This is a genomic window from Marinobacter sp. ELB17 (assembly GCF_000169375.1).
Classification (GTDB): domain Bacteria; phylum Pseudomonadota; class Gammaproteobacteria; order Pseudomonadales; family Oleiphilaceae; genus Marinobacter.
This window is the reverse complement of record NZ_AAXY01000019.1, coordinates 47090-69648: the sequence shown is the minus strand read 5'-3', so window position 1 is coordinate 69648 and position 22559 is coordinate 47090. Positions and strand designations below refer to the sequence as shown.

General features: G+C 55.1%; 15 protein-coding genes and 1 tRNA gene. 1 reads left to right on the top strand and 15 read right to left on the bottom strand.

The features are described 5' to 3' along the window. Positions 1–39: 39 nt before the first annotated feature. From MELB17_RS16985 to MELB17_RS16975, 3 genes are read right to left on the bottom strand one after another with little or no spacing between them, the layout of a single operon-like run. Positions 40–789 (bottom strand): amino acid ABC transporter ATP-binding protein, encoded by a 750-nt coding sequence (locus MELB17_RS16985; RefSeq protein WP_007351547.1) that lies wholly within the window; start codon positions 787–789, stop codon positions 40–42. Continuing rightward, the gene (locus MELB17_RS16980) at positions 786–1460 is read right to left on the bottom strand and encodes an amino acid ABC transporter permease (RefSeq protein ID WP_007351546.1); all 675 of its coding nucleotides are present in this window, start codon (positions 1458–1460) and stop codon (positions 786–788) included. The genes MELB17_RS16985 and MELB17_RS16980 overlap by 4 nt, the downstream gene beginning before the upstream one ends. A 25-nt stretch (positions 1461–1485) precedes the next feature. Then, positions 1486–2241 (bottom strand): amino acid ABC transporter substrate-binding protein, encoded by a 756-nt coding sequence (locus MELB17_RS16975; protein WP_007351545.1) that lies wholly within the window; start codon positions 2239–2241, stop codon positions 1486–1488. A 283-nt stretch (positions 2242–2524) separates the two neighbouring features. Here MELB17_RS16975 and MELB17_RS16970 point away from each other — a divergent pair, with 283 nt between their 5' ends. Further along, a complete protein-coding gene (locus MELB17_RS16970; protein ID WP_007351544.1) occupies positions 2525–3079 on the top strand; it encodes a carboxymuconolactone decarboxylase family protein in 555 nt (184 codons plus the stop codon). Between the two features lie 456 nt (positions 3080–3535). On the opposite strand, the gene MELB17_RS16965 is transcribed toward MELB17_RS16970, so the two are convergent. The 12 genes from MELB17_RS16965 to recA form a co-directional block, all read right to left on the bottom strand. Continuing rightward, a complete protein-coding gene (locus tag MELB17_RS16965; protein ID WP_007351542.1) occupies positions 3536–6172 on the bottom strand; it encodes a DUF2339 domain-containing protein in 2637 nt (878 codons plus the stop codon). 140 nt (positions 6173–6312) lie between these two features. Next, complete coding sequence (locus MELB17_RS16960; RefSeq protein ID WP_007351541.1) at positions 6313–7335, bottom strand: hypothetical protein; 1023 nt, start codon at positions 7333–7335, stop codon at positions 6313–6315. Continuing rightward, positions 7332–10937 carry a hypothetical protein gene (locus tag MELB17_RS16955; RefSeq protein ID WP_007351540.1) on the bottom strand — a complete coding sequence of 1202 codons (3606 nt, stop codon included), beginning with the start codon at positions 10935–10937 and terminating at the stop codon, positions 7332–7334. Before MELB17_RS16955 ends, MELB17_RS16960 begins: the two co-directional genes overlap by 4 nt. A gap of 38 nt (positions 10938–10975) precedes the next feature. Then, on the bottom strand, positions 10976–11506 hold the full coding sequence (locus MELB17_RS16950; protein ID WP_007351539.1) for a DUF4123 domain-containing protein: 531 nt from the start codon (positions 11504–11506) through the stop codon (positions 10976–10978). Positions 11507–11524: 18 nt separating this feature from the next. Next, positions 11525–13753 carry a type VI secretion system Vgr family protein gene (locus MELB17_RS16945; RefSeq protein WP_007351538.1) on the bottom strand — a complete coding sequence of 743 codons (2229 nt, stop codon included), beginning with the start codon at positions 13751–13753 and terminating at the stop codon, positions 11525–11527. Between the two features lie 231 nt (positions 13754–13984). Next, positions 13985–14061: transfer RNA gene (locus tag MELB17_RS16940), tRNA-Asp, on the bottom strand. 148 nt (positions 14062–14209) lie between these two features. Continuing rightward, complete coding sequence (locus MELB17_RS16935) at positions 14210–15769, bottom strand: response regulator (RefSeq protein ID WP_036185261.1); 1560 nt, start codon at positions 15767–15769, stop codon at positions 14210–14212. Between the two features lie 45 nt (positions 15770–15814). Then, positions 15815–16441 (bottom strand): response regulator FixJ, encoded by a 627-nt coding sequence (fixJ, locus tag MELB17_RS16930; protein WP_014871838.1) that lies wholly within the window; start codon positions 16439–16441, stop codon positions 15815–15817. 55 nt (positions 16442–16496) lie between these two features. After that, the gene (iscB, locus tag MELB17_RS16925) at positions 16497–17840 is read right to left on the bottom strand and encodes an RNA-guided endonuclease IscB (protein ID WP_083796420.1); all 1344 of its coding nucleotides are present in this window, start codon (positions 17838–17840) and stop codon (positions 16497–16499) included. A 324-nt stretch (positions 17841–18164) separates the two neighbouring features. Further along, the gene (locus MELB17_RS16920; protein WP_007351534.1) at positions 18165–20573 is read right to left on the bottom strand and encodes a Lon protease family protein; all 2409 of its coding nucleotides are present in this window, start codon (positions 20571–20573) and stop codon (positions 18165–18167) included. 116 nt (positions 20574–20689) lie between these two features. After that, positions 20690–21205, bottom strand: a complete 516-nt coding sequence (locus MELB17_RS16915; protein WP_007351533.1) for a flavodoxin family protein — start codon at positions 21203–21205, stop codon at positions 20690–20692. 66 nt (positions 21206–21271) lie between these two features. After that, positions 21272–22387, bottom strand: coding sequence for a recombinase RecA (gene recA, locus MELB17_RS16910; RefSeq protein ID WP_007351532.1), 1116 nt, complete (start codon positions 22385–22387; stop codon positions 21272–21274). Positions 22388–22559 lie beyond the last annotated feature (172 nt).

Genomic DNA, 22559 nt, shown 5'->3' with positions numbered 1-22559 from the left:
TTCGTCCCCATTAAATCCGTCCCCGCGCGTCCCCGTTCATTATCCGACTGAATTGGTCGCCAGAATCTTTTTCAGAAAGTCCTGTGTGCGGGGGTCTTGCGGGTTCGAGAAGATCTCGCTGGGTGGCCCCTGTTCCACAATCCTGCCGCCATCGATAAAAATCACTCGGTCAGCGACATCTCGGGCAAAGGACATTTCGTGGGTGACTACCATCATGGTCTGGCGTTCCGATGCCAGTTGTTGCATCAGCCCCAACACTTCTTCCACCCATTCTGGATCAAGAGACGAGGTGGGTTCATCAAACAGGATGACTTCAGCTCCGGTGGCCATGGCGCGGCCAATACCCACCCGTTGCTGCTGGCCACCGGACATCGACGCAGGGTAGGCATCTGCTTTGTCCGCAAGGCCGATACGTTCGAGAATCTCCCGGGCGCGCTGGTAGGCCTTTTCTTTTGGCCACTTGTCTACCACCACCAGCCGTTCAGCAACGTTTTCCAGTGCGGTTTTGTTAGCAAACAAAGCGTAATTCTGAAACACAAAGGCCGTTCGCCGGCGTAGTGAGAGGATATCCGCCCGGCTTGCCCGGTTCACATCCACCGTAAGGTCGCCGACGGTGATTTCCCCCGCCGTGGGGTGTTCCAGAAAATTAATACAGCGCAGCAGCGTGGATTTACCCGTTCCCGATGGACCAATAATGACAATGATCTCGCCCTTCTCGATGGTCAGATTAATACCGTCGAGAACCACACTCTTGCCGAAGTGTTTGCTGAGAGATTTAAGTTCAATCATCGGCTGTAAGCCTTATTTAGGCGAATTTCCAGATACTTTTGCAATTGTGAGAGTATCTCGACCACGATCCAATACATTACAGCGGCGACGATGAACGCCTCAAAGTACAGAAAACTGCCGGATGCTTCTTTCTGGGTCGCCCCCATCAGTTCGGTGACCCCGAGGGTAAACGCCAGGGAAGTAGCCTTGATCATATCGATGAAGTAGTTCATCAGTGTGGGCAGGGCAACCCGGGTGGCCTGAGGCAGGATAATACGCCGCATTAGCTGGCTATTGGTCATGCCAATCGAGAGCGCGGCCTCGGTCTGGCTGCGATCTACGCCAATGATGGCGGCGCGGATCGATTCTGCCATGTACGCGGAAAAGTGCAGGGTCAGGCCCATGATGGTCGCGGTGACGCCGTCTATCACGGTTAACACGCTGAACAATTGTGGCAGCCCGTAATAGAACAAGAACAACTGGACCAGCAGCGGCGTGCCCCGGAAAAACGAGATGAACACGATGGTCAGTTGATTAAGTACCGGGATGCCCAGCACCCGCACCACTGCGAACACGCAGGCAAGAATCAATGCCATTACCATGGCAACCCCCGCCAGTTGCAGGGTAAGGGGCAGATAACCAAGCAGAACAGGTACCAGTCCGAGCATGTACTCTACGTTCAGAACGTCCATAGGGTGTCAGGCCTTGTGGTGCCTATCATGGCTGGGTGATGTCAGTGCCAAACCATTTTTCGGAAATGGACGCCAGAGTGCCGTTTTCCCGCAGCGTTCTCAGAGCCTGATTTACCTCGTCTCGCAGGGCTCGCCCTGTTTCTGTGTCTTGGAACGGATAGGCGTTGGTGATTTGTGAGAAGGCTTTACCGGCCAGTGCCAGCGGCAGGGGTTTGTCTTTGATGATCTGGCTGGCGCTGATCCGGTCCATTACAAAGGCATCTACGCGGCCCAGGGCGGTGTCGCGTTCAATATTGCTCTCGTAGGTTTTGATGTTGATCTGATCGGCGTAAGGCAGTTCACGCAACAGTGTTTCGAAATTAGAGCCGAGGTTCACCGCGACCGTTTTGCCTTTGAGGTCCTCGACACTCTGAACCTCGGTGTTACCTTGCTTGACCACCACTTGGGCACCGTCGTAAACGTAGGGTTCACTGAAAATATACGCCTGCTGCCGTTCTTCGGTGATGGTGATCTGATTGGCGACGGTGTCGATACGTCCGGTCCCCAGCAGACCAAACAGCCCCGAGAAATTCGCAGTCTGGAAGATGATCTCCCGCCCCATCTCTTTGCCCAAGGCGTTCATGATATCTACCTCAAAGCCTTTGAGTTCGTCTTGTTCCACGAAGGTAAACGGGAAGTATTGCCCGGACATGCCCACTTTCATTGGGTTTTCCTGAGCCAGCAACTGAGGGCTGACAATAAGCGATAAAACCATGAGTGTGTTGATTAGCCAAAATTTCATAGTGTCTCCTGAGCATTTGTGGGCCTTTAGGCCAATGACCAAACGGGCCTGAGCTTAATTTGAGTGTCTGAGATCATTTCTCTCTATTTCTAATCGATCATTCAAGAATATTAGGTGAATTATGCAGTTCCGCCAAATTCAAGAGCCAGGAAGAGTGAACTCGATACCGGGATTAAAAGACGTTCGGCGGGACAAACTATACGTTGAATGATCGCTCAAAAATAGATATGGTTAAGATGCTGAACGATCATTCAGCAATATTTTTCATCAGGAGATTTTAGAAATGGTTAAATTTACTCTCCATGACAAGAATTCCGCTCCAGAGCAATCAAAGCCTCTTCTTGATGGTTCGGTCAAGGCTTTCGGCATGATTCCAGGGTTACACGCGGTTATGGCTGAATCCCCGCAGGTGCTTGAAGCTTATAAAAAATTGCATGAACTGGTGCTGGCAAGCAGTTTCGATAACGATGAGACTACGGTGGTGTGGCAGTCGATAAACGTGGAGCATGCCTGCCACTATTGCGTTCCTGCGCACACCGGTATCGCCAAAATGATGGACGTGTCAGACGACATCATAAACGCGCTCAGGGATGAAACGCCCTTGCCAAACCACAAGCTTGAGGCTTTGCGCACCTTCACCCTAGCGGTTATCCGTAAGCGTGGAGAGGTCAGCTCAGACGAAGTGCAGACCTTCCTTGATGCGGGTTATACCCAGCGGCAGGTATTGGAGGTAATGCTGGTACTATCCCAGAAAATAATGAGCAACTACATCAACCATATCGCCGAAACGCCGGTGGACGAGCCGTTCAAGAAGTTTGCCTGGCACAAGAGCCAGTAATGACTGGACAGATTTGCTCTTGCTCGGACACTACCGGGGACAGGTTCGCTGCTTGGGGACAGATTTGAAATCTGTCCCCGGTAGTGTCCCGTGGTGCCTGTCCCCTGGTGTCCTGCTCGATCGGCAGCCAAAGCGTTAGAGGGTCTCTGTGAACATCATCAACAATGCGTTTGATAGACTCGATGAGGAGATGCCTTCCGAGGCCTTAGCTGAGTTATCAAAACCCGGTGCCACATCGGCACACACGAACTCCAAAACAGGTTTGTTTTGACAGCGGCAATTACAGCTCTACCGCATCATTCACGCCTTCGTCGTCGTCGTATTCTTCCGAGCGGATTTCAAGCAGTTCTTCTTGGTAGTCGTTCATTTTTACGTTCCCTTCTCTGTTTTTTACAGCATGGGGCGTGATTATGACCGGCTGATGACAAAAAACTGGAGTCAGATTATTGATACAGCTCAGGGCGCAGAAGGCTCACCGCCTTGCGCTTTTCGGTAAATCCATGCCAGGCCCAATAACGACAACCCCAGCCCCATAAACGCCGCCACCCGCCAGAAACCGTCAAGACCTGACATGTCTATGAGGAAAATTTTTCCGATCACCAGGCCTAGCAACGCCATACCGGTTTTATAAATCAGCGCATGATGACTCTGCGCCGAACTCTGTGTGGAATAGATAATAGCGGCGATGGAGTACAGCATGCCGACCACCGAATAGGTGTACAGCTCGCCCTCTCTGATTCCAGACCACAGGGCCATATCGCTGCCCTGCCAGAGCTGCCGGATTTCCAGAGCGGTGAACACAAGAAAGCCCGCCGCGGCAGCGCAAAGCGACCATAACCTGGGCGCAATACTTGGAAACCGGCTAATAACCAGGGCCAGAAGCACCGGGCCACCGAAGGCTGGAAGCAGCATATTGAAGATAGGCGTAGCGCTGATAATGCTGCCGTTCCACCATGGGTTGTGTAGCGTCAACAGTGTGAAGTAGCTGACACCAGAGAGCCCTAGCAGAACCCAGGAAAATATTCTGTAGAGCCACGCCAACGATTGGCTGGACTTCGCGCGGAAGGCATAGGTGGCACTGAGCGCACCCCACAGCAGGGTATTCAGTGTGGCTTCAACCAGACCGTATTCGTGGGTGAATATATCGCCGTCATACAGCCAGTAACGCAGTTCGGTACCCAAAAACAACACCAACAGGTGCAAGGTTGCACCTTCAAGCCACGGGCGAATCGAGTGATTTCTGGCTGCCAGCCGGGTTGCGGCGGCGGCAAAAAACGCGGCTCCACCGTAAGTCCACAACGACCAGTGCACACTGGCATCATAGCCCTGAAGCCAAGGGTTGAAGGTTAGCCGCGCGATAACCATCGCCAACACGACTTTTAGCAACAGGTACAGCTCTGGCATCTGATAACGCCTCGCCAGCCAGGTAAGGCTGACGAACTGAACCGACAGTGCCAACGAAAGCGATGCTTCGCGGAAGGCCATCACCGTTGCCAACGAATAACTGACGTGAGCCGCCAGCAAAGCCCAGACAACGCCATTTTTATAACGGGCCGGGCCCTCCATGCGCCACGCCAGACCGCCATAAACGCCCCCAAGCACCAGAACGGTTACGGCCCACACCGCGGAGGTTTCGCCATAGCCTTGCAACAGCAGCCAGCCCAGCACCAGCCATACCAGCGGCGACAAGAGCGTGAGCGATGCCCAGCGCCGTTGCTCGGCGTTACGCCCCCACTGCCACAAACCGAGGGCCGTAACCAGTATGACGGCGGCAATCAGGTAGCTGAGAAAACCTGCTTGCTGGCTTATGGGTAGGGTTTTGAGATAAATGAATTCCGCATTCTCGCCGACTCTATACAGCAGCCAGCCCGCAGCGCTTGCCAACACCGCGCCCCAGGGCAAGAACCAGAGCCGCTCCCGGCTCTGTGGAATAAACACCGCCGCCGGCAAAATAAGCAGCCAGCTCCAGAACAACGGAATATCCGCAGGCTGCTGGGCAATCGACAAACCCCAAAGAACCAGCAGCGCGACAAACGCTTCGCGTGATTGCGAAGGCTTTACCTGTTCACCACCCGGCAATAACCAGAAAACCACAAACAGCGCAGCAAGGTAGCACGCTGTAGCTGGCCCGGAAGGTTCGAGCATGGCGGTGAATGCCCACCACAGCAGCGCTCCGGCTAATGTGGCGTACCACAACCAGTCACGAAACACATAGCGCATCAACAGTAGGGAGCTGACGGTGATCAGAAAACTGTAAGACAGCATGAACGCCACACTGCCGCCTTCGCCACCCACGAGTAGAGGCACAACGTAGGCGCCGGTCAGACCCATAATGGCGAGTATCGGTCCGTGCACCAGCGCTAGCGACATGGTCACAAGCGACACCGCAGCAAGCGCGATCAAGCCCGTGATCGGGCCAATCAGTTCAAAATGATGAACTCCCGCCAGTAGCGCGGCATAGAGAGTAACGCTGCCGCCCCCGGCCAAAGCCGCAAATACCTGGTCGGTGCCTTTGTGCCGGCGGCGCAGATATTCCGCGCCCCCATGCAAGGCAAGGCCGATGGCCAGTGCTAACAGAAATTGCTGAACCGGGCCAATCAGGCCCGCATTGATCGAATGGCTGACCATAAAAATACCGGCCAGAGCCACGCTCAGACCGCCCAGCCAAACCATCCAGTTTTCTTTCAGCGCTTGGATGAGATGGGAATAATCACGGCCGGCTAAGCCAGACGCCAGCCATTGGTTTGCCTGTTTAGCTGGATTACTGGCCGGCACCTGCGCTGCAGTAGCGAAATCGGGCACCGGCTCAGCTTGCGCTTGCGCCTTGGCGCTGTTCTGAATGGCCGGTGCGTCAGAAGACTCGACCTGACGCGGCACTGGGGCCGATTCGGTGGATTCAGCGGGACGCCTAAGCCGATCAATTTCGCGGCGTAATTCGCTGATTTCCCCACCCAACTTACTGACTTCCCGATCCAGGGCGTCGATACGGTAGACGTGAATATTCCGTTTTTTAAAGGCCAGCAGACCCAGAACCGAACACACGGGGATGAACAGTACGAGGCCCACGCCAAGAAGAAAGAGTAGTGCTTCCAAGTGCCTTTATCCTTAAGAAATCCGATTTTAATTCAGCGCTAGCCGTCAGTTCACAGCGCGGCCTATCGCTTTGCAAGTCACTATTCACACACAAAGAGCGGTTAGGTTGCGGCTGGCCTTGCCGCTGGGCAGAGGCTGGGCTAGCGCCATGAGTGATTGGCCAATACGGTCCGGTTTTCGCGTTTGAAGGCTTCGTAGTCATCTTCGCTCATATGGCGCCAGTATAAGGGGTCTCGCCCCTTATACTCGTCTTGGGCGCGGGTGGTGGGGTCCAACTGACGATGGGCTTCGAACAGGGGAATATCCGGCAGCGACTTGGTCACGTCCATGTACTGGCGAATCAGGTCCCAGTAGGCTAACACGTCTTCGCGGTTGGTGGTGGCGGCAAGAAGTTGGTTCATGGGCAGGGCCCATTCTTGAGTCTTGTGGACCAAAACCAGCCGGTACCAGATATTGCCCTGATGATCCGGCAGGCTCAGCAGGTAGCCGTCCCATTCATGAAAAGGGGCCTGCCCCCGGATTTCTCCGGACTGACCTTCCTTTTCCGGGTTTTTGAACAAGGTCACCATGCCGGTACGGCGGTTGAGCTCCCAGAGAGGACCTTTGGGTTCCTGGTAGACCACTTTGGGGTATTTTTTCTCTAGGAAGCGACCAATGCCCCAGCAGAGGAGCATGGGTAGGAAAAAGAATAGAAGCGTTGGGAGTATTCCGTCTGAGAAAAATTGTGAAAAAGAGTCGCGCTCAGGTTCAATAAACCATAAAACCAACCACGCGAATATGAATATGGGAAACAAAATATAGAACCCTAATCTCCCCCCATGCTGCATCCAAAGTAGCGCCCAGCTAACGTTGGGTAGGGTGGCGTAGCGTATGCTGTCGCCATTAATCCATCCAACCGGGTTAAACGGCTCTCCTCCGGCTTCCGACTCTGCTTTGAAGCGCCGAAGGCTTTCTTCGTCCTCCCTGACTTCCTTGGGACCCCAAGTCTTGAGAAAGTTCGGAGGATAAACGCCAGACAGCTTTCCTTTGGGCAGCGGCGGCCCCATGGTCCAGCTTTTGCGGAACAGCGTGCTCTGTTGGCTGGCCTCTGACGGTTCCGGGGTTTTACGATTGCTACGATAAGCGGTCGCCTCATAGCCGGCAGGGCCGAGGGTGGCGGTCATGTGGTCTCTTCCGGTTGATGGGTCTGTTCATCCGCCCAGAAAAGCTGGTCGATCTTAGTGAAATCTGGTTCGCCATGCACAGCCAGATCGAAGGTGGCCGGGTCTTGCAGCTCTGGAGCGGGGAACACCAGGTTGCGAGAGCCTTGACCGTAGTCCCAACTGCTGTGCCATTGAGCCCGGACCAGCACCTCGCTGGTTTTTACACCCTCCTGGCCCCGGAAGTTCTTGAATGTCACCCGAGGCGGTAGGGCCAGGTAGTAGACCTTGCCACCAGGCAAGGACTGCTGCAGCACGACCCTTGGCTGTTCCTGCAAGATTTTCCGTTGGGTTTTCGGACCACGCTGCGTGGGCTTGCGGGTGACCTGCACCGCACGCATAGCGACGGTCAGGCTGGCCTCGTTTAGCATGGCGGTCGCATTGTTTTCCACTCTTACCACCGTGTTGATTTTTGCAAACTCGCTGTCCTGGCGGGGGTCTATGGTGTACCCCTGACCTGCCAGTTTGGCTGACATGTTGTGGGCCGTCTCGATGGTAATACGAGGACTGGCTAACAAGTCCACCAGCCGGTAGTACGTTTCTTGCGGGTTGTTGGCCAGGTGAAGATAGGCATCATCCTGTTCTGGCCCGAAAGGTCCACGCTTCAGCCAGTCCACCAGGGGCGGGTCGTCCAGCACTACTGCCAGTAACCCGGCCCCGATAGCCAGGGTGGCACCGGTCACCACCCAGCCCCAGGGACCCAGACCCAGCAGTATGGGAGCGATACCCGCTTCGGTCATTTTCGCCATCATCAGGCCGCCCATTAGTACCATACCGCCACCGACGGCTGAGGCCCCGTAAGCTGCAGCGGCGTCCATATCGCCGGTGTCCCACTCATGGGCCATGTCCAGTAGTGAAACCGATATGGTGAGCCCGGCTGTGACGATGCCCCCGAGCATGCGTTTTGTTACTATTTCTGGAATTGCGCGAGCCAAAGAAGGTAGTGCTCTTCGAAAGACTGGGTTGGTGGTCTGGAAGGCTTTCTCGCTAAGCTTTGGCAACACATTCCCCCAGATCTTGAGATCTATGCTTAGCCGCTCAGCAGCAATGGTGCCTGCAAAAAATAGATCCAATCCTGCACTTACAACTCCGAATCCCGCACGAGTTAGACCTTTCTGAGCCTCGACTTTTCTCAAAAAACTGAATTCACACCAAATATTATGCCCTTCAATTACCAACACCAAATAAGGCACCCGTACCCGGCTAAAAAGTTCATCCCACCGTTTAAGCCTGCGCATATCCCGCTGAGCCCGGACCACCTCGGAGGTCTCGGGGGCGGCGTATACCTGCATCCGCCGGGCCTCGGCGGTGTCGGCTAGATCGGGGATAGCGGATTTGCGGGTACTGGCCAGGGGGTTGCCGTCAGCATCCAGGTATTCTCCGTAGAAGCGCCGGTGGCCATTGGCTTTGTGGGTGTATTCCCGGTCTGCTTCTGTTAACCCCATGTCCAGGCCGGACGCCGGGTCGCGCAGACCCAAGATAATCCAGCCCTGTGGGACGGCATTGCGGGCGACCATCTGGACACTTCCCAACAGAGCGGGGTCGCGCGCCTTGGCCATCCGTAGCAGGGGGCCGTAAAGTCGGCTATCGAGCCTGTAAGTCTGGGATTGCAGCCGGTTGGCCAGCGCCCGGACATGCTTGTCGATTCCATCCAGGATGGCACCAACGGCGGCCATCCATCGCTTGGATTCTGAGGACAGATCGATGGCATCGGTTTTTACCAGACCTGCCAGTGCAGCAGCAGTGAGGGTTTGCACTTCGTCCGATTGTGGTGGCTGGTCGGGTAACTGCTCTAGGTCGGCAGGCCGGCAGCGACCATCGCCACACTCTCCCCGGTTCCCACTTTCGGTAGCTGCGCTGCCCGCTCCATCTGGTTGCTCCGGCGGGAACAGCATGGCGTGCAAGGGCTGATCACGGCCGTCTCCAACAATTTTCAGGACCAGATCGTTGGCGTCCCGCACCTGAGCCTCGCTGGTAGGGGCCGAACGCGCGAGGTGATCGACACTGTTGGGGTCTATGGCGAGGACATGGAACAGATCCCGCGTGAGGGAAAAACCCTCGAGATAGTCGGCACCGGAAAGGCTGAACAGGTCCGCCATGGCGACCTGATTATCGGTTTGCCGGACCAGGTCCGCCAATTGTTTCTGGGCTTCGGCCAGCTCCTCCCTCGCAAGCTGGCGTTGGGCTGTCAGAAGGTGGGTGTGCAGAGGACTGAAGCGGCTGGTGTCAATCTCTTCCAGGTGACCGTGCAGGGGGTTGGCCTGGCCCCCCAGTCGCTCGGGCCCCATCAGCCGGTAGACTACTTGGGCGCTGTCGCTATGGGGCTTCTGCCCGACCGCTTCCAGCAGGCTGGTTAAAAAGCTTTGGGCTTCCAGTGCTTCTGTCAGGCGATGCCGCAGGCGGAACAGGCGGTCTTCCAGGATAATACCGCCATAACCCTTCTCCCGCGGGGCGGCAAGAATGTCCTCACTGGATTCCAGTGTTTGCCAGAGAGAATTTTCTTCAGTGCCGGAGGTTTCATCCATAAAGGCCGCTGCTCGCGCTGCGGGCGCTCGCCTCAGGGGTGCGTCCCGGTAACGCGCGGCTTCCCATGCGCCCTCTCCAGATTCCTTGTCCGCGGCGAAAGCCTGAGCTTCTTCGCATGCCTGTCCGTAAAGGTTTTTTGCATATTGGCCGCGTAAATCATAAACGCTGCTCCAGGGCTTCGGCAGATGCTGCTCCAGATAGGGCTCCCGGAGCCTCATTTCAGGAAGTTGTAACAGGGAAATCAGATGCCCCGGCGTCTGCCGATCGCTCAGTTGCGAGGCGACCTCCAGCGTTGGCTCCGGACCTTTTAACCCCTGACACCTTTCGGCCCGAGCCGAATCAGAAGTCTCTAGATAAGCAACACGCCGCGAGGACCACTGTACTTCAGAGAACGCCATCTGGAATTCACAAAGAAGAGATCGATTCATTTCGCTGGCCGGCACCCAGATGGCCTGTTGAGGCTTTCCTAAGGCCGGTCGCCGGTCTTCCGTCAGATAAGATTCGTCGCTGTTCCGGTAATCCGTCAGACGAATATCCAGAAACTCCATGGTTCTCGAATCGGAGTAGCGAACTTCCAGTTCCCGCCAGAGGTGCCCCTTTCTGAATACGTAAATAAAGCCCGGGCGCACAGGTACCAAATGTTCGTTCGGGTGACCAGGCTCAGGTTCGGGATCATGAATGAGTGTCAGAGGAACCAGCGGCAGGATACGGTTCCACTGTTTTTCCATTTGCCTTTCGGTGGCGGAAACCGCTTCAAACAGCGGCACCCGCACAGAAGCGCCCTCCTCTGCTTCAATATCCAGCCAAATATTCCTTGCAGGCTGGGCCTTCCAGGGCCAGACATGAAGCTGGCTGTTGTCGGGTTCCTCCAGTGAAACCTGTTTCTCCAGCCACTCCTGCTGTTCATTGTTACGCTCGTCAAAGATCCGGAACGAATGCCCCTCTGCGGAACTTTGCCCAATCACCTCAATGATCAACGATTCGCCTTCGCAGGCCGGGCCACAGCTTCCTGCTGTCTGGGTAGACGTGGTTTCAGACATCCCTGTGATTCCTTTCCCTTAAAACGATAAATTCATGGTCAGGCGCTGGCGTCATTCAGTGCCAGCCACTGTTGCTCGTTCAGTGTCGGTATTGGCAACATGGCAATCGGCTCTGGGTTTTCATTCATTACCCAGCGCTGCTGACCTGGCTTGCCGTGCCAGTACAGAGCACGCTCAATTATATCAGCCTCCGGCTTTGATTTTGCCGCTAGGCAGTGCCAAATCTTTGGGTCGTAGAGCCGCAAAAGCCCTTTTCGGTTACCGTCAAAACACACGGTCAGCCGGGCTCTTAACCAACTGACAACAGCGTCCAGTCCCTGCGTAGACTCTAAAAGTAAACCGCTCAAACTTTCTTCTTCGAGGCCATTCAATCCCCAGCGGCATGCCGCGCTGTTCTGTGCCGTTTCCAACAGAATCGGGCTTTCATCCAGGTAGGCTTCCCACTCGCTGCCCGCAAACAGATAGACCCATCGAGGACTATCGGAGATATTGTAAAGTGCCTGAAGCACCCTCTCTTTTTTCTGCCGGGATTCCAGAACCAGATAGCGCGCATCGGTTGAGCTGACCATAGTGTACGACCTCTCCATTTATAGCTGCTGCGCTCGACCACACGGGCAATTGTTCAAGGGGCAAGAGCCGTCTGGCCGTTCCTGACACTGCTCCACCACCGCAGACCTGTTCATTCTTGCCTGCTTCAATCGATGGGCAACTACTGGGTTTGGTTCGGCATTCGCCCTCTGCCCAACATCCGCCAACTGCACAGGCGCCACGGCCCCACCGTTCTTGTCCACCAACCCCGGCATCTCCGGCACCTGAATCTTCTGCCCACTCCCCCCGCCCGCCGAGCCACCGGCGTTCATTTTGATCGCGGCACCGCCCATGGACACGCCACTGGGGTCAATTTTTATGAAGCTGCCGCCGGCTTTGAGGGTGATTTCTGCGCCAGCTTCTACCACTACCTTTTGACCAGCCTTGATGTGTAACTCTGTACCGGCCTCGTTGAGCCAGGCACTGCCTGCTTTGAGGTGCAGTGTGCCGGTTACGCTAAAGCTGTGGTTTTTGCCTGTGTGCTCGCGCTTTTCCCCGCCTATGGTTTCATGTTCGTTGGCTTTAACGTGGCTTAGCCGGGTTTTCTCTACGGTCAGATGGCTGTCATTTCTGATGACTTCGGTGCGGTTGTTTTCGGTGAGCAGGTCCAGGTTTTTCTGAGCGTGAATATACACCTGCTGTTTTTCTGCTTCGTCTTCAAAGCGCAATTCGTTGCTGCCTTCGCCCTTGTGGGTGCGGGTTTTCAGGACGGTACGGGTTTTGTGTTGTGGCAGCGCGTAGGGCGGCATGCTGGTGGCGTTGTAGGTGCAGCCTGTGATGATGGGCTGATCCGGGTCGCCGTCCAGGAAGGAGACGATGACTTCACTTCCAATTCTGGGCAGGGCCATAAAACCATATTGGCCACCGGCCCAACCCTGGCTAACCCGGAGCCATGCACTGCAGTGCTCGTTGTTTTTCCTGCTCTCTGCCTCATTTGGCCGCTGGCGCCGGTCCCAGGGGAAACGGACTTTTACCCGGCCGTGTTCGTCGCAGTGGATTTCTTCGCCCTCTGGGCCTGTGACTATGGCCACTTGTGGCCCGTTCATCACAGGTCGGGGACGGATTTGAAATCCGTCCCCGTCGGGCAGATCGGAGACAGGTAAATCGGGGACAGATTTGAAATCTGTCCCCAAGCTTGTCTTCATGTCAGGGCGCCAGGTTTTATTGGCTGGTATGGCGCTGAACGTGTTGTGATAGGTGGTGGGTTCGGCGCCAGCTTCTTGTTCTAATGCCTGAGGCTGTTTGCCAGTATGGGTGATGCTGGTCAGCAACCAGTCGCGGTTCATGATCTCGTGATTGTGACTGTTGAGCTTAACTTTCGCACCGCAGGTGAAATCTGGCCGGTTGCTGGCACCCGTGGCGGTGTTGGCGTCATTTCGAAGTGCATCCAGGCGCGCTTGGGTAAAGCGCTTGCCGCTGGCGTCGGCTTTGAATCGGCCGGGGTAGTCGAAGTGTTGGTAATCCTGGCGTTGGTTTTCGGGGGCCGCATGGTGTTCGTGCCTCATGGCGTAAGCTGGATTTTTGAAGGTGTAGTCTTTCATCACCACGGCCGAGGCTTTTACGCGTTCTTCGGAGCGCAAGCGAAATACGGCGGGTTGCCGGCTACTGCCGCCCGCTTTGGCGTTGTATTCCGCGCTGTCCAATCTTGGGGAGTCACCGTGATGGTCTGCAAAAATAACCGTTGGCTGCTGGCTGGCGTCGATGCTGCCGTGACAGTAGCGGTAATGCCAACCTTCTTCCGCCGCCAGGCGTTGGATAAAGGCCAGATCACTCTCCCTGTGCTGAACACAGTATTCCCGAACGTCGCCACCGCACCTCAGTTGGAACGCTGCGGCAGGTATTCCGCGTTCTTGCAGAAGCGCGCTGGCAATGGACTCTGTGGTCTGGCCCTGAAAAATACGACTGTTGTACATCAACTCAAGGCGCCACAGAGGCGACTGCAGCACGATTTCATAACGGGTGCGGTGATGGCCGCTGTCACACTGTACACATTCGCTGACCACGCCGGTAAAGCGCCGCAAAGGCTCGTTGTGCTGCCATATCACCAGGTCAACCGATTGTTCCAGAACATTGCCGGGGTCAATATCAGAACCGGTGCTGGCCAACTGCAGACGACCGCAGACTAGCTGTGACAGGCTTTCTGTTAGCTCGAAGCCAACAACGGAGAATACTTCTGAGGGAAACTCACCGACTTGTGCGGTGAACTGCAGTCCATTTGCCTTGGGCATATCTTCAATCCTTGAAGGTATGTGTTTGAATGATGATAGTCTATTTCCGCCATGCTGCGCTGTCGAGCGTGTCGCAAATCATGCGGTAGGGGACAGATTTGTGAGTTTGGGGACAGACTTGAAGTCTGTCCCCAAAGATGCGGGGACGGATTTGAAATCCGTCCCCAGGAAACGAAATCCGTCCCCTAACGAAAAAACCCCAGATTGTTTCCAATCTGGGGTTTTTAAATTTGGCGGAGCGGACGGGACTCGAACCCGCGACCCCCGGCGTGACAGGCCGGTATTCTAACCAACTGAACTACCGCTCCAAGCTGAAACCGTGTGTGCGATCTTTTCAGATTGCTCGGTGACAACGAGGGCGAATTATAGAGACACCCCACTTTATGTCAACGGTTTTTATGAATATTTTTTATTTTCTGGCATCCAGGCGTCCGGCACGACTGCCACAAAGCCTGTTCAATCAGAGTCGGGCCGGGCGACCACCGCCACGGGCAGCGTGAAGTAAAAACGGGTGCCGCCGTCTATCGGGCGTTCAAAACCAATCTCACCACCCTGGGCGTGAATCAGTGATTGGCAGGTGGTCAAGCCGATGCCCATGCCGTCGCTTTTGGTGGTGTAGAAGGGCAGAAACAACTTTTCCTCGGCGTCGTCTTGCAGACCAATGCCATGATCACGCACCTCGATGCGCACAAAGCCTTGTGCAGTGAGCGTTGCGCTCACCTCCACCGGTACCGCCGAGTCAACGCTGCGGGTTGCCTCCAGGCCGTTGCGGATCAGGTTAAGGGCTACCTGCTGGACCTGAATCGGATCTGCAAGCACGTCAGGCAGGTTTGGGGCCAGAGTCAGCTCTATTCCGCCCTCGTTATTGCGCATGTCGACTTCCGCGAACTGGCGGGTATCTTCGAGCAAAGCGGCGATAGCGACAATTTCTTTGCCAGTGGCAGGCTTTTTCATAAACCGGCGGATACGACGAATAATCTCACTGGCCCGGTGCGACTGGGCTTCGACTTTGTCCATGGTCTGCTGTAGCAGACCTAAATCCGGCTCTGCTTTGCCCACCAGGCGTTTGGCCACGCGGGCGTAATTGGTAATAGCGGTCAGCGGCTGGTTCACTTCGTGAGCAAAACCTGCGGCCATTTCGCCCATGGTGGTCATGCGCGAGGTATGAGCAAGCTGGTCGCGCTGTTCCTGCACCGTGGCACGGGCTTCTTCCAGCGCCTGTTCGTTAGCCAGTTCTTCGGTGATGTCGCGAAACACGACAACAGCGCCATGCAACTCGTCGGCATCCTGTTTAGGCGAAGACCGATATTTTGCGCGAAACGCCGACCGGTCTACGCGCAGCATCTGAATATCGCGCTGCGCCTCTGCAATGCCGTGACGACAGGTGGCCTGAACCGGCAGGGGTTCCTGACTATCGCCCCCGCCTGCAAAGTGCAGGTCAAAAAAACATTGGCCAATCAGCTCTGCCACCGGAGCGTTCATAATCTGGCCGGCGGCGGGATTGGCAAATTCGATGATTCCATTTTCGTCGAGGCCGTAAATGCCCTCGCTGATGGCGTTAAGAATACGGGACTGATCACTTTGTAATTCACGGTTACGCGCCTGAAGTTCGCGCTCAAGGCGAATAACCCGGGCGTGGGTTTTTACCCTCGCGATCACTTCTTGTGACTGAAACGGCTTGGAAATGTAGTCGGCACCACCCAGCGAAAACCCTCTTACCTTAGCGCTCAGGTCATCAAGGGCTGACAAGAAAACCACCGCGCAATCGGCGGTGGCCGGGTCAGCTTTCAAGCGACGGCAGACTTCATAGCCGTCCATTTCCGGCATCATGATGTCCAGCAGAATGACTTCTGGCTGATGACAATGGGCCAGTTCCAGCGCTTTTTCGCCCCCGTTGGCGATCAGCAGCCGATAGCCTTTGTCTTTCAGAGTCTCATAAAGCACTTTCAGGTTCTGGGGATTGTCATCCACTAGCAGAACCGTTACCTCACGGTTGTCGATGACGGAATCAGTCATATGCAAGAAGCCGGTTACCATAGTAACCGTATGATGCCGTTCGGATCATCGTGGGTCGATAAGGTTCTTTACTGACAGCACCATCCGGACCAGATGTGCCAGTGAATGGGTGCCCATCTTGTGCATCACCCGGGAGCGGTGAATCTCTACGGTGCGCTGACTGATTTCCAGCTCTATGGCAATCACCTTGTTGGCTTGGCCGGCAATCATGCGGTCCATAATTTCGTGTTCGCGGGGGGTCAGGCTTTTTACACGGCGCACAATTTCCTGCTTTTCACCCAGGCTTTTGCGCTGCTGGCGGTCTTGCACCAGGGCGGCTTCGATCTTTTCCAGCAGGGCTTCTTCGCGGTAGGGCTTCTGAATGAAGTCTATAGCGCCCTCTTTCATGGCGTCTACCGCCATGGGAACGTCGCCGTGCCCGGTTACAAAGATAATGGGCAGAATCGAGTGTTTGTCGTTGAGTTTTTTCTGTAGCTCCATGCCATCCATACCCGGCATACGGATATCCAGCACGATGCAGCCCGCCATGGCGTCAGAATAGCTTTTCAGAAACGCGGTAGCGCTGTCGTAGGTTTTTACCGGTTTGTCGTCTGACTGCAGCAACAACTCCAGTGAATCGCGCACCGCTTCGTCGTCTTCAACCACGTATACCGTTTGTTGGATGTCCGTCATCATTTTGCGCGGGATACCCCGTCCTTCAGGGCGGGGAGGGATAGCGCGTCGTGCGTCAGCGCGACTCGTTTTTCCTGTCTCCCTCCTCCTTTCGTTGGTTGGGTTGGATGTGATAGCCGTAGCCATCCGCTCGCTGGGTTAATGTGCAATGCCGATATGAGATGCCTTGTATGGCACCGCCCGGTGTCTGGATATTGAAACTGCCGGTCTTGCGAACGGCGACCCGTCCCAACCAGGTGCCGGCTTTCATGCCTGTCGGCACTACGGCGCGCACCATATCGCCGGTCTGAAACCCTTGGACTTTTTTCTGGCGCATCAGATAGCCACGAGGGAAACCGTATCTTGTGAGTCTTGTACGCTGATAGCTGCCACGCCCGGTAGCCTTGATCGCCAAGGTTGGAATGTCCCAGCCCTCTACGATCTCGACTTCTCCGACGCAAGCCGCATCCAGCGCGTGAGTCTTTGGAATGCGCAACTGACAGCGATTGAACTTGGTCCGGCCACCGGTACTCACTTCAACCGGCAGGCCCGTCTGCTTCAGTGCCTGATGCAATGCCCACCGGGTGGAGTTGACCGCTGAGGCGTCTCTTAAAGGCTTCTTACACTGTTTTAGAATACGATCCAGCCTGGCCTGGTGATTTTTCAGCCGTTTTGATGTGGCAAAGAATGAAACCAGGGACTTCCGGTTCTTTTCCCGGTTGCACGGCCGGCACGCCAGCGTCAGGTTGCTGATCCGGTTCGAGCCACCGTTAGCCTTTGGGTCGATATGCTCAATTTGCAGCGGTGTGTCTTTTTCGGTGCAATAGGCGCATTCGCGGCCCCACTTTTCCAGTAGGTATTCGCGGATCTCGTAGCTGAGCAAGGTACCTTGCTGGTATTCGACACCGCTGACTTCCGGGTTTTCCATCTTTTGCGTATCGAATCGAACCAGCTCCTGGCTAACGGCGGTTACCGGAGCTAAAGCCCAGAGCCGATTCACCAGGCTTTTCGTGGTATCGACCCGATGCTGGAGACTCGGGGCCAGCCAGCCTTTCGGCTTGGTTCGATTCAAGAATCTGGGTGCCCGGTACCGCAGTTGATTGCGACGCCGGCGACGGAACGCCCTGCGTTGCTCCAGAGACTTGCTGATCTGGCGGCCGCGATGGGCCAACTCCATTAACGCCAGAACGTGTTGCTTCTGCCCGTTTTCTCTCACCACTGCAATCCCGGTGGTTTTGCTGCCGGGATCGATCTTGATACGGACCGGCTGTGTGATGCCACCGGTACGGTCTTTCAGCCGGATCGTAAACGGATACGCACGCACTACCACCGCTCGACCACGGTCGAGTAGAAGCCGCGCACGCCTTTCGGTGCACGGCATAAGGGGGTGTTTGCGTCTATCCAATACGAAGACCGACATCGTTTTCCTTTCAATGAATGCCCTTACGGGCCTTGTAACGGAGGCCGAAGCATCTCTCCCCTCGGGAATGTCTATCACCGGCTCCCGCTTGAGCGGCGACCGGAACCTTCGGCGCTTTACCTTTCGCCAGCGTGATCCCAGTCTTTCAGAGCGCCGAACTGAGGAAGCATTCGGCGGTGAGTCTTAGCGACCTGTGATAAACGTAGCGGGTTGGTGTCCACTTTCCCTGGTCAACCTGGCTTGCAGGGTGTTCTCTACAAGCTCCGTCCTTTAGGGCGGGGTAGTTGACGGCGCTGTAATCTCCTGTCCGTTTTATAGTGCTGGTCAGTGAATGGACGGATCTTTGTTGTCATCCCGACTATGTTCCTGCCGCTCGTGTTCACGCATTTTTTCAAACCGTTGCTGGATAATGCCAAAAACGGTGCCTTTAGGGTACCTGCCTTTGCTATCGGGCGTGCCCGCTGGCGTACCCATCAACATGGCTACGGCTTCTTCCACGTGGCTGACAGCGTAAACATGGAAGTCGCCGGCTTTCACCGCGGCAACCACTTCGCTGTCTAGCATAAGGTTTTGTACGTTGCTGGCCGGCATAATGACGCCCTGATTGCCGCTAAGGCCACCCTTAAGCTGGCAGGTCGTGAAAAAGCCTTCTATTTTCTCGTTCACCCCACCAATCGGCTGCACTTCGCCAAACTGGTTGATAGAACCGGTAATGGCCAAATCCTGCCTGACCGGCAGCTGCGCTATAGACGACACCAGGGCGCACAGTTCTGCTAAAGAGGCACTGTCGCCATCTACTTCGCCATAATTTTGCTCGAATGTAAGGCTGGCCGACAGGTGCATCGGGTCGTCTACGGCAAACCGCGACGCCAGCCAGGACGTCAGAATCATCACACCTTTTGAGTGAATGCTGCCGCCCAATTTTACGTCGCGTTCAATATCAATGACGTCGCCATCACCATAATAGCTGCTGGCGGTGATGCGGTTCGACAAACCAAATTCGAAACCGCCGGTAGAAAGCACTGAAAGCGCGTTGACCTGGCCAACGCAGCTGCCACTGGTCGTCACCAATGTGGTGCCATCGCGAATGGAGTCGTAAAAATGATCACGAATGCGACTGTTGCGGTAACGAGCGCTAACCAAAGCACGCTCTACGTGCACATCCTGAATCTGTTTGGCCTCGGCTTGGCGCGCCCAGTAGTCTGACTCGCGCAGCAGGTTTGCGATGTCTGCGGCGTGCAACGACAGGCGGTTCTGATGCTCAGCCATGCGGGCGCTTTGCTCAATCACTCGCGCCACGGCTTTATGGGTGCAGTGCAGCAGTTTTTTCTCGACCACCAGGCTGGCAATAAACTTGGCGTAGGCCAACTGACTGTCGTCGTTGCGATACATTTCGTTTTCGAAATCTGCGGTCACGCGGAACAGTTCTGAAAACTCGGGATCGTATTCCTGCAGCAGCATCCAGGTTTCACGGTCGCCGAACAGTACGATTTTCACATCCAGTGGCACCGGCTCGGGCTCAATGGAGATGGTGCCAGACAGGGTCAGTTCGCGCTCCAGGGAGTTAATCTGGATACAATGAGACTGCAACGCACGCTTGAGGGCGTCCCAAGCGAACGGCTGCTCCAACACTTTTGTGGCGTCCATCAACAGATAACCGCCGTTGGCGCGGTGCAAGCTGCCCGGGCGAATCAGCGAAAAGTCGGTAAACACCGTGCCTTTATAAGTAACGTTTTCGACGTAACCGAACAGGTTGTGATAAGTGGGGTTGTCTTCCACCTCCACCGGGATCTCTTTGGTTTTCTGATGTACCAGCAGATTCACCAAATAGCGCCGCGGCATTTTCTTATCCAGTGACGCGTAGGCAATCGTGGCCTGCTCATCATCGTCATCCAGAAAAATTTCCAGATTCTCGGACAGGTCTTTACGCACGGCTTCAATAAATCCGGCCACCTCTGGCAGGTCTTTGTAACGTTCTTTCAACTCGTCAATCTGGTGACCGGTAACGCCCTCCAGAGTTTCCTGGTTTAGCGCTTGCTGTTTGTCAGCGTATTCCTGCTCCCAGTCGGCCAGTTTGCGCAGGGCGCGGCGCAGGCGTTTTTCCAGATTATTGACAATCTCTTCAAACTTTTCGCGCTGAGCATCCGTCAAGGCCTTAAAAGACTCTGCGGTATGAGCTTCATCACCGCTCATAGCGACTAGCCGATAACCGCCCGGGGTGCTTATGGTCAACCTGACTTTTTGACGCTTGGCCTGCTTCGCGACTTTTTCCAGCTCGCCATCCTGAAGCGCGGTGTAATCGCTTTTTAACTTTTCAGCACGTTCCAAAAAGCCATCGCTATCGAAGGTTTGCGGAATCACCTTCACCAGCCGGCTCATCAGCTTTTCCATATCGCGCTTCAGCTGAATGCCCTGCCCGGCCGGCAGTTTCAGCAGCTTTGGCACCCGCGGCTCTTCAAAGTCGGCCACGTAGCACCAATCGTGGGACTGCTGATCGGTATCTTTGTGGTGTTCCAGGTACCGCAACATCATGGTGCGCTTACCCAGGCCATTGATACCGACCGCATACACGTTGTAACCACCGTGAGGCATGGCCAACGCAAAGCGCACCGCTTCCTGAGCACGGTTCTGACCCACAATTTCAGCCAGGGGCTCTAACTGGCGGGTACTTTTAAATGGCAAATCTCTCAGAACACAGGCTTTGTAGAGCTGATGCGAAGGCAATGACTTCAAGGTTTAATCCTGTAACAGTCGGAATACAAAGATGACTTACTGCGCACAGCAGCAAGTCCGATTTAATAATCGGGCCATTGTACATTTTTTAGAGGCAAGGGGCTCTTGCAAGCCGTTTAGATCATACCGTTATCGAGACTGGCGGCAATGTACAAGCCCAACTCTTCGCACTGCTGTTCAAACTCATCGGCGTAATTGCCACGGCACAGCAGAGGCTCTTGCACCAGTTTCCAGCGCAGGCCGGTGGTAATACTGTCAATCGCACGGCGGGTGCCAGTACCGTCATGACCGGCCCGAATATAAAAGGTAAATGGCAGGCCCTGGGTTTTTTCCAGGCACGGATAATAACAGCGATCGAAAAAATCTTTCAACGCGCCGCTCATGTAACCAAGATTTTCGGTGGTGCCGAGGATAATAGCGTTGCAAGCCAGAACATCTTCGGGGCCGGCATCCAGCGGAGCAAGAACCGTTACATCAACGTTTTCAATATCGCTATGGCTCGCACCAGCGGCGACTGCGTTGCGCAATTTGAGGGTATTTGGCGAGGGAGCGTGGGCAACAATCAATAGTTTTTTGGCGCTGGGCTTTCCGACTTCTGACTTTTCAGAGTCTGAACCTTTAGAGTCTGGCATAGCCGGCCTCACATTTAGTGCTTGTCAGCGCACTGCCATCAGCGGTGCGCTGACAAACTAACGGTCTTACAGTAGTTCGTCGCTGGCTTCTGCAGGCGCCACTGCGGCATCTTTTCCTGCATTTTTCCCTACATTCTTTCCTGCGTCTTTCCCTGCATCTTTCCCTGCATCCTTTGCCGCGTCTTTTTTCACTGGTTTGGGCATCAGCTTGTCGCGCACTTTGGCTTCAATTTCTTTCGCCATTTCCGGGTTTTCTTCCAGGAATTTGCAAGCGTTGGCTTTGCCTTGGCCAATTTTGTCACCGTTGTAGGCGTACCAGGCGCCAGCCTTATCTACAAAGCCTTCCTTTACACCCATGTCCACCACTTCGGCCATGCGGTAAATGCCCTTGCCGTACAAAATTTGGAATTCGGCCTGGCGGAACGGCGGTGCCACTTTGTTTTTAACCACTTTCACCCGGGTTTCGTTACCGGTGACTTCGTCGCCGTCTTTCACTGCGCCAATGCGGCGGATATCCAGACGCACAGAGGCATAGAATTTCAACGCGTTGCCGCCGGTAGTGGTTTCGGGGCTGCCAAACATCACGCCTATTTTCATGCGGATCTGGTTGATGAAAATCAGCAGGACGTTGGCATTCTTGACGTTGCCATTCAGTTTGCGCAGAGCCTGTGACATCAGGCGGGCCTGAAGACCAACATGAGAGTCGCCCATTTCGCCTTCAATTTCAGCTTTTGGCGTCAATGCGGCAACGGAGTCCACGATGATGACATCCACCGCGTTGGAGCGCACCAGCATGTCGCAGATTTCTAACGCCTGCTCACCGGTGTCGGGCTGGGAAACCAGCAGCTCATCAACGTTCACGCCCAGCTTTTCAGCATATTGAGGATCAAGGGCGTGCTCAGCATCAACAAAAGCACACGTTTTGCCCTGCTTCTGGGCTTCGGCAATAACCTGCAAAGTCAGCGTAGTTTTACCAGAGCTTTCAGGGCCGTAGATTTCACAAACCCGGCCATAAGGCAGGCCACCAATGCCAAGAGCAACGTCCAGACCAAGAGAACCGGTAGAAACGGACGGGATTGCCTCACGGGGGTGGTCGCCCATCTTCATGATGGCGCCTTTACCAAACTGGCGTTCAATCTGGGTCAGAGCGGCGGATAAAGCTTTCTTGCGGTTGTCTTCCATAGGTACGAACCTTCTTCAAAATGGTGCGTTAGAATAGTGCGCTGATAAAATAGTGCGCTGATAGGGTGCGCCGGTAATATGATGCGCTAATCTAAACTTGGGAACTGGCTGCCCCGGAAAATCACTGTATATTTAACCAGCATTAAACCACATTAGACAAAGCAGACCAACC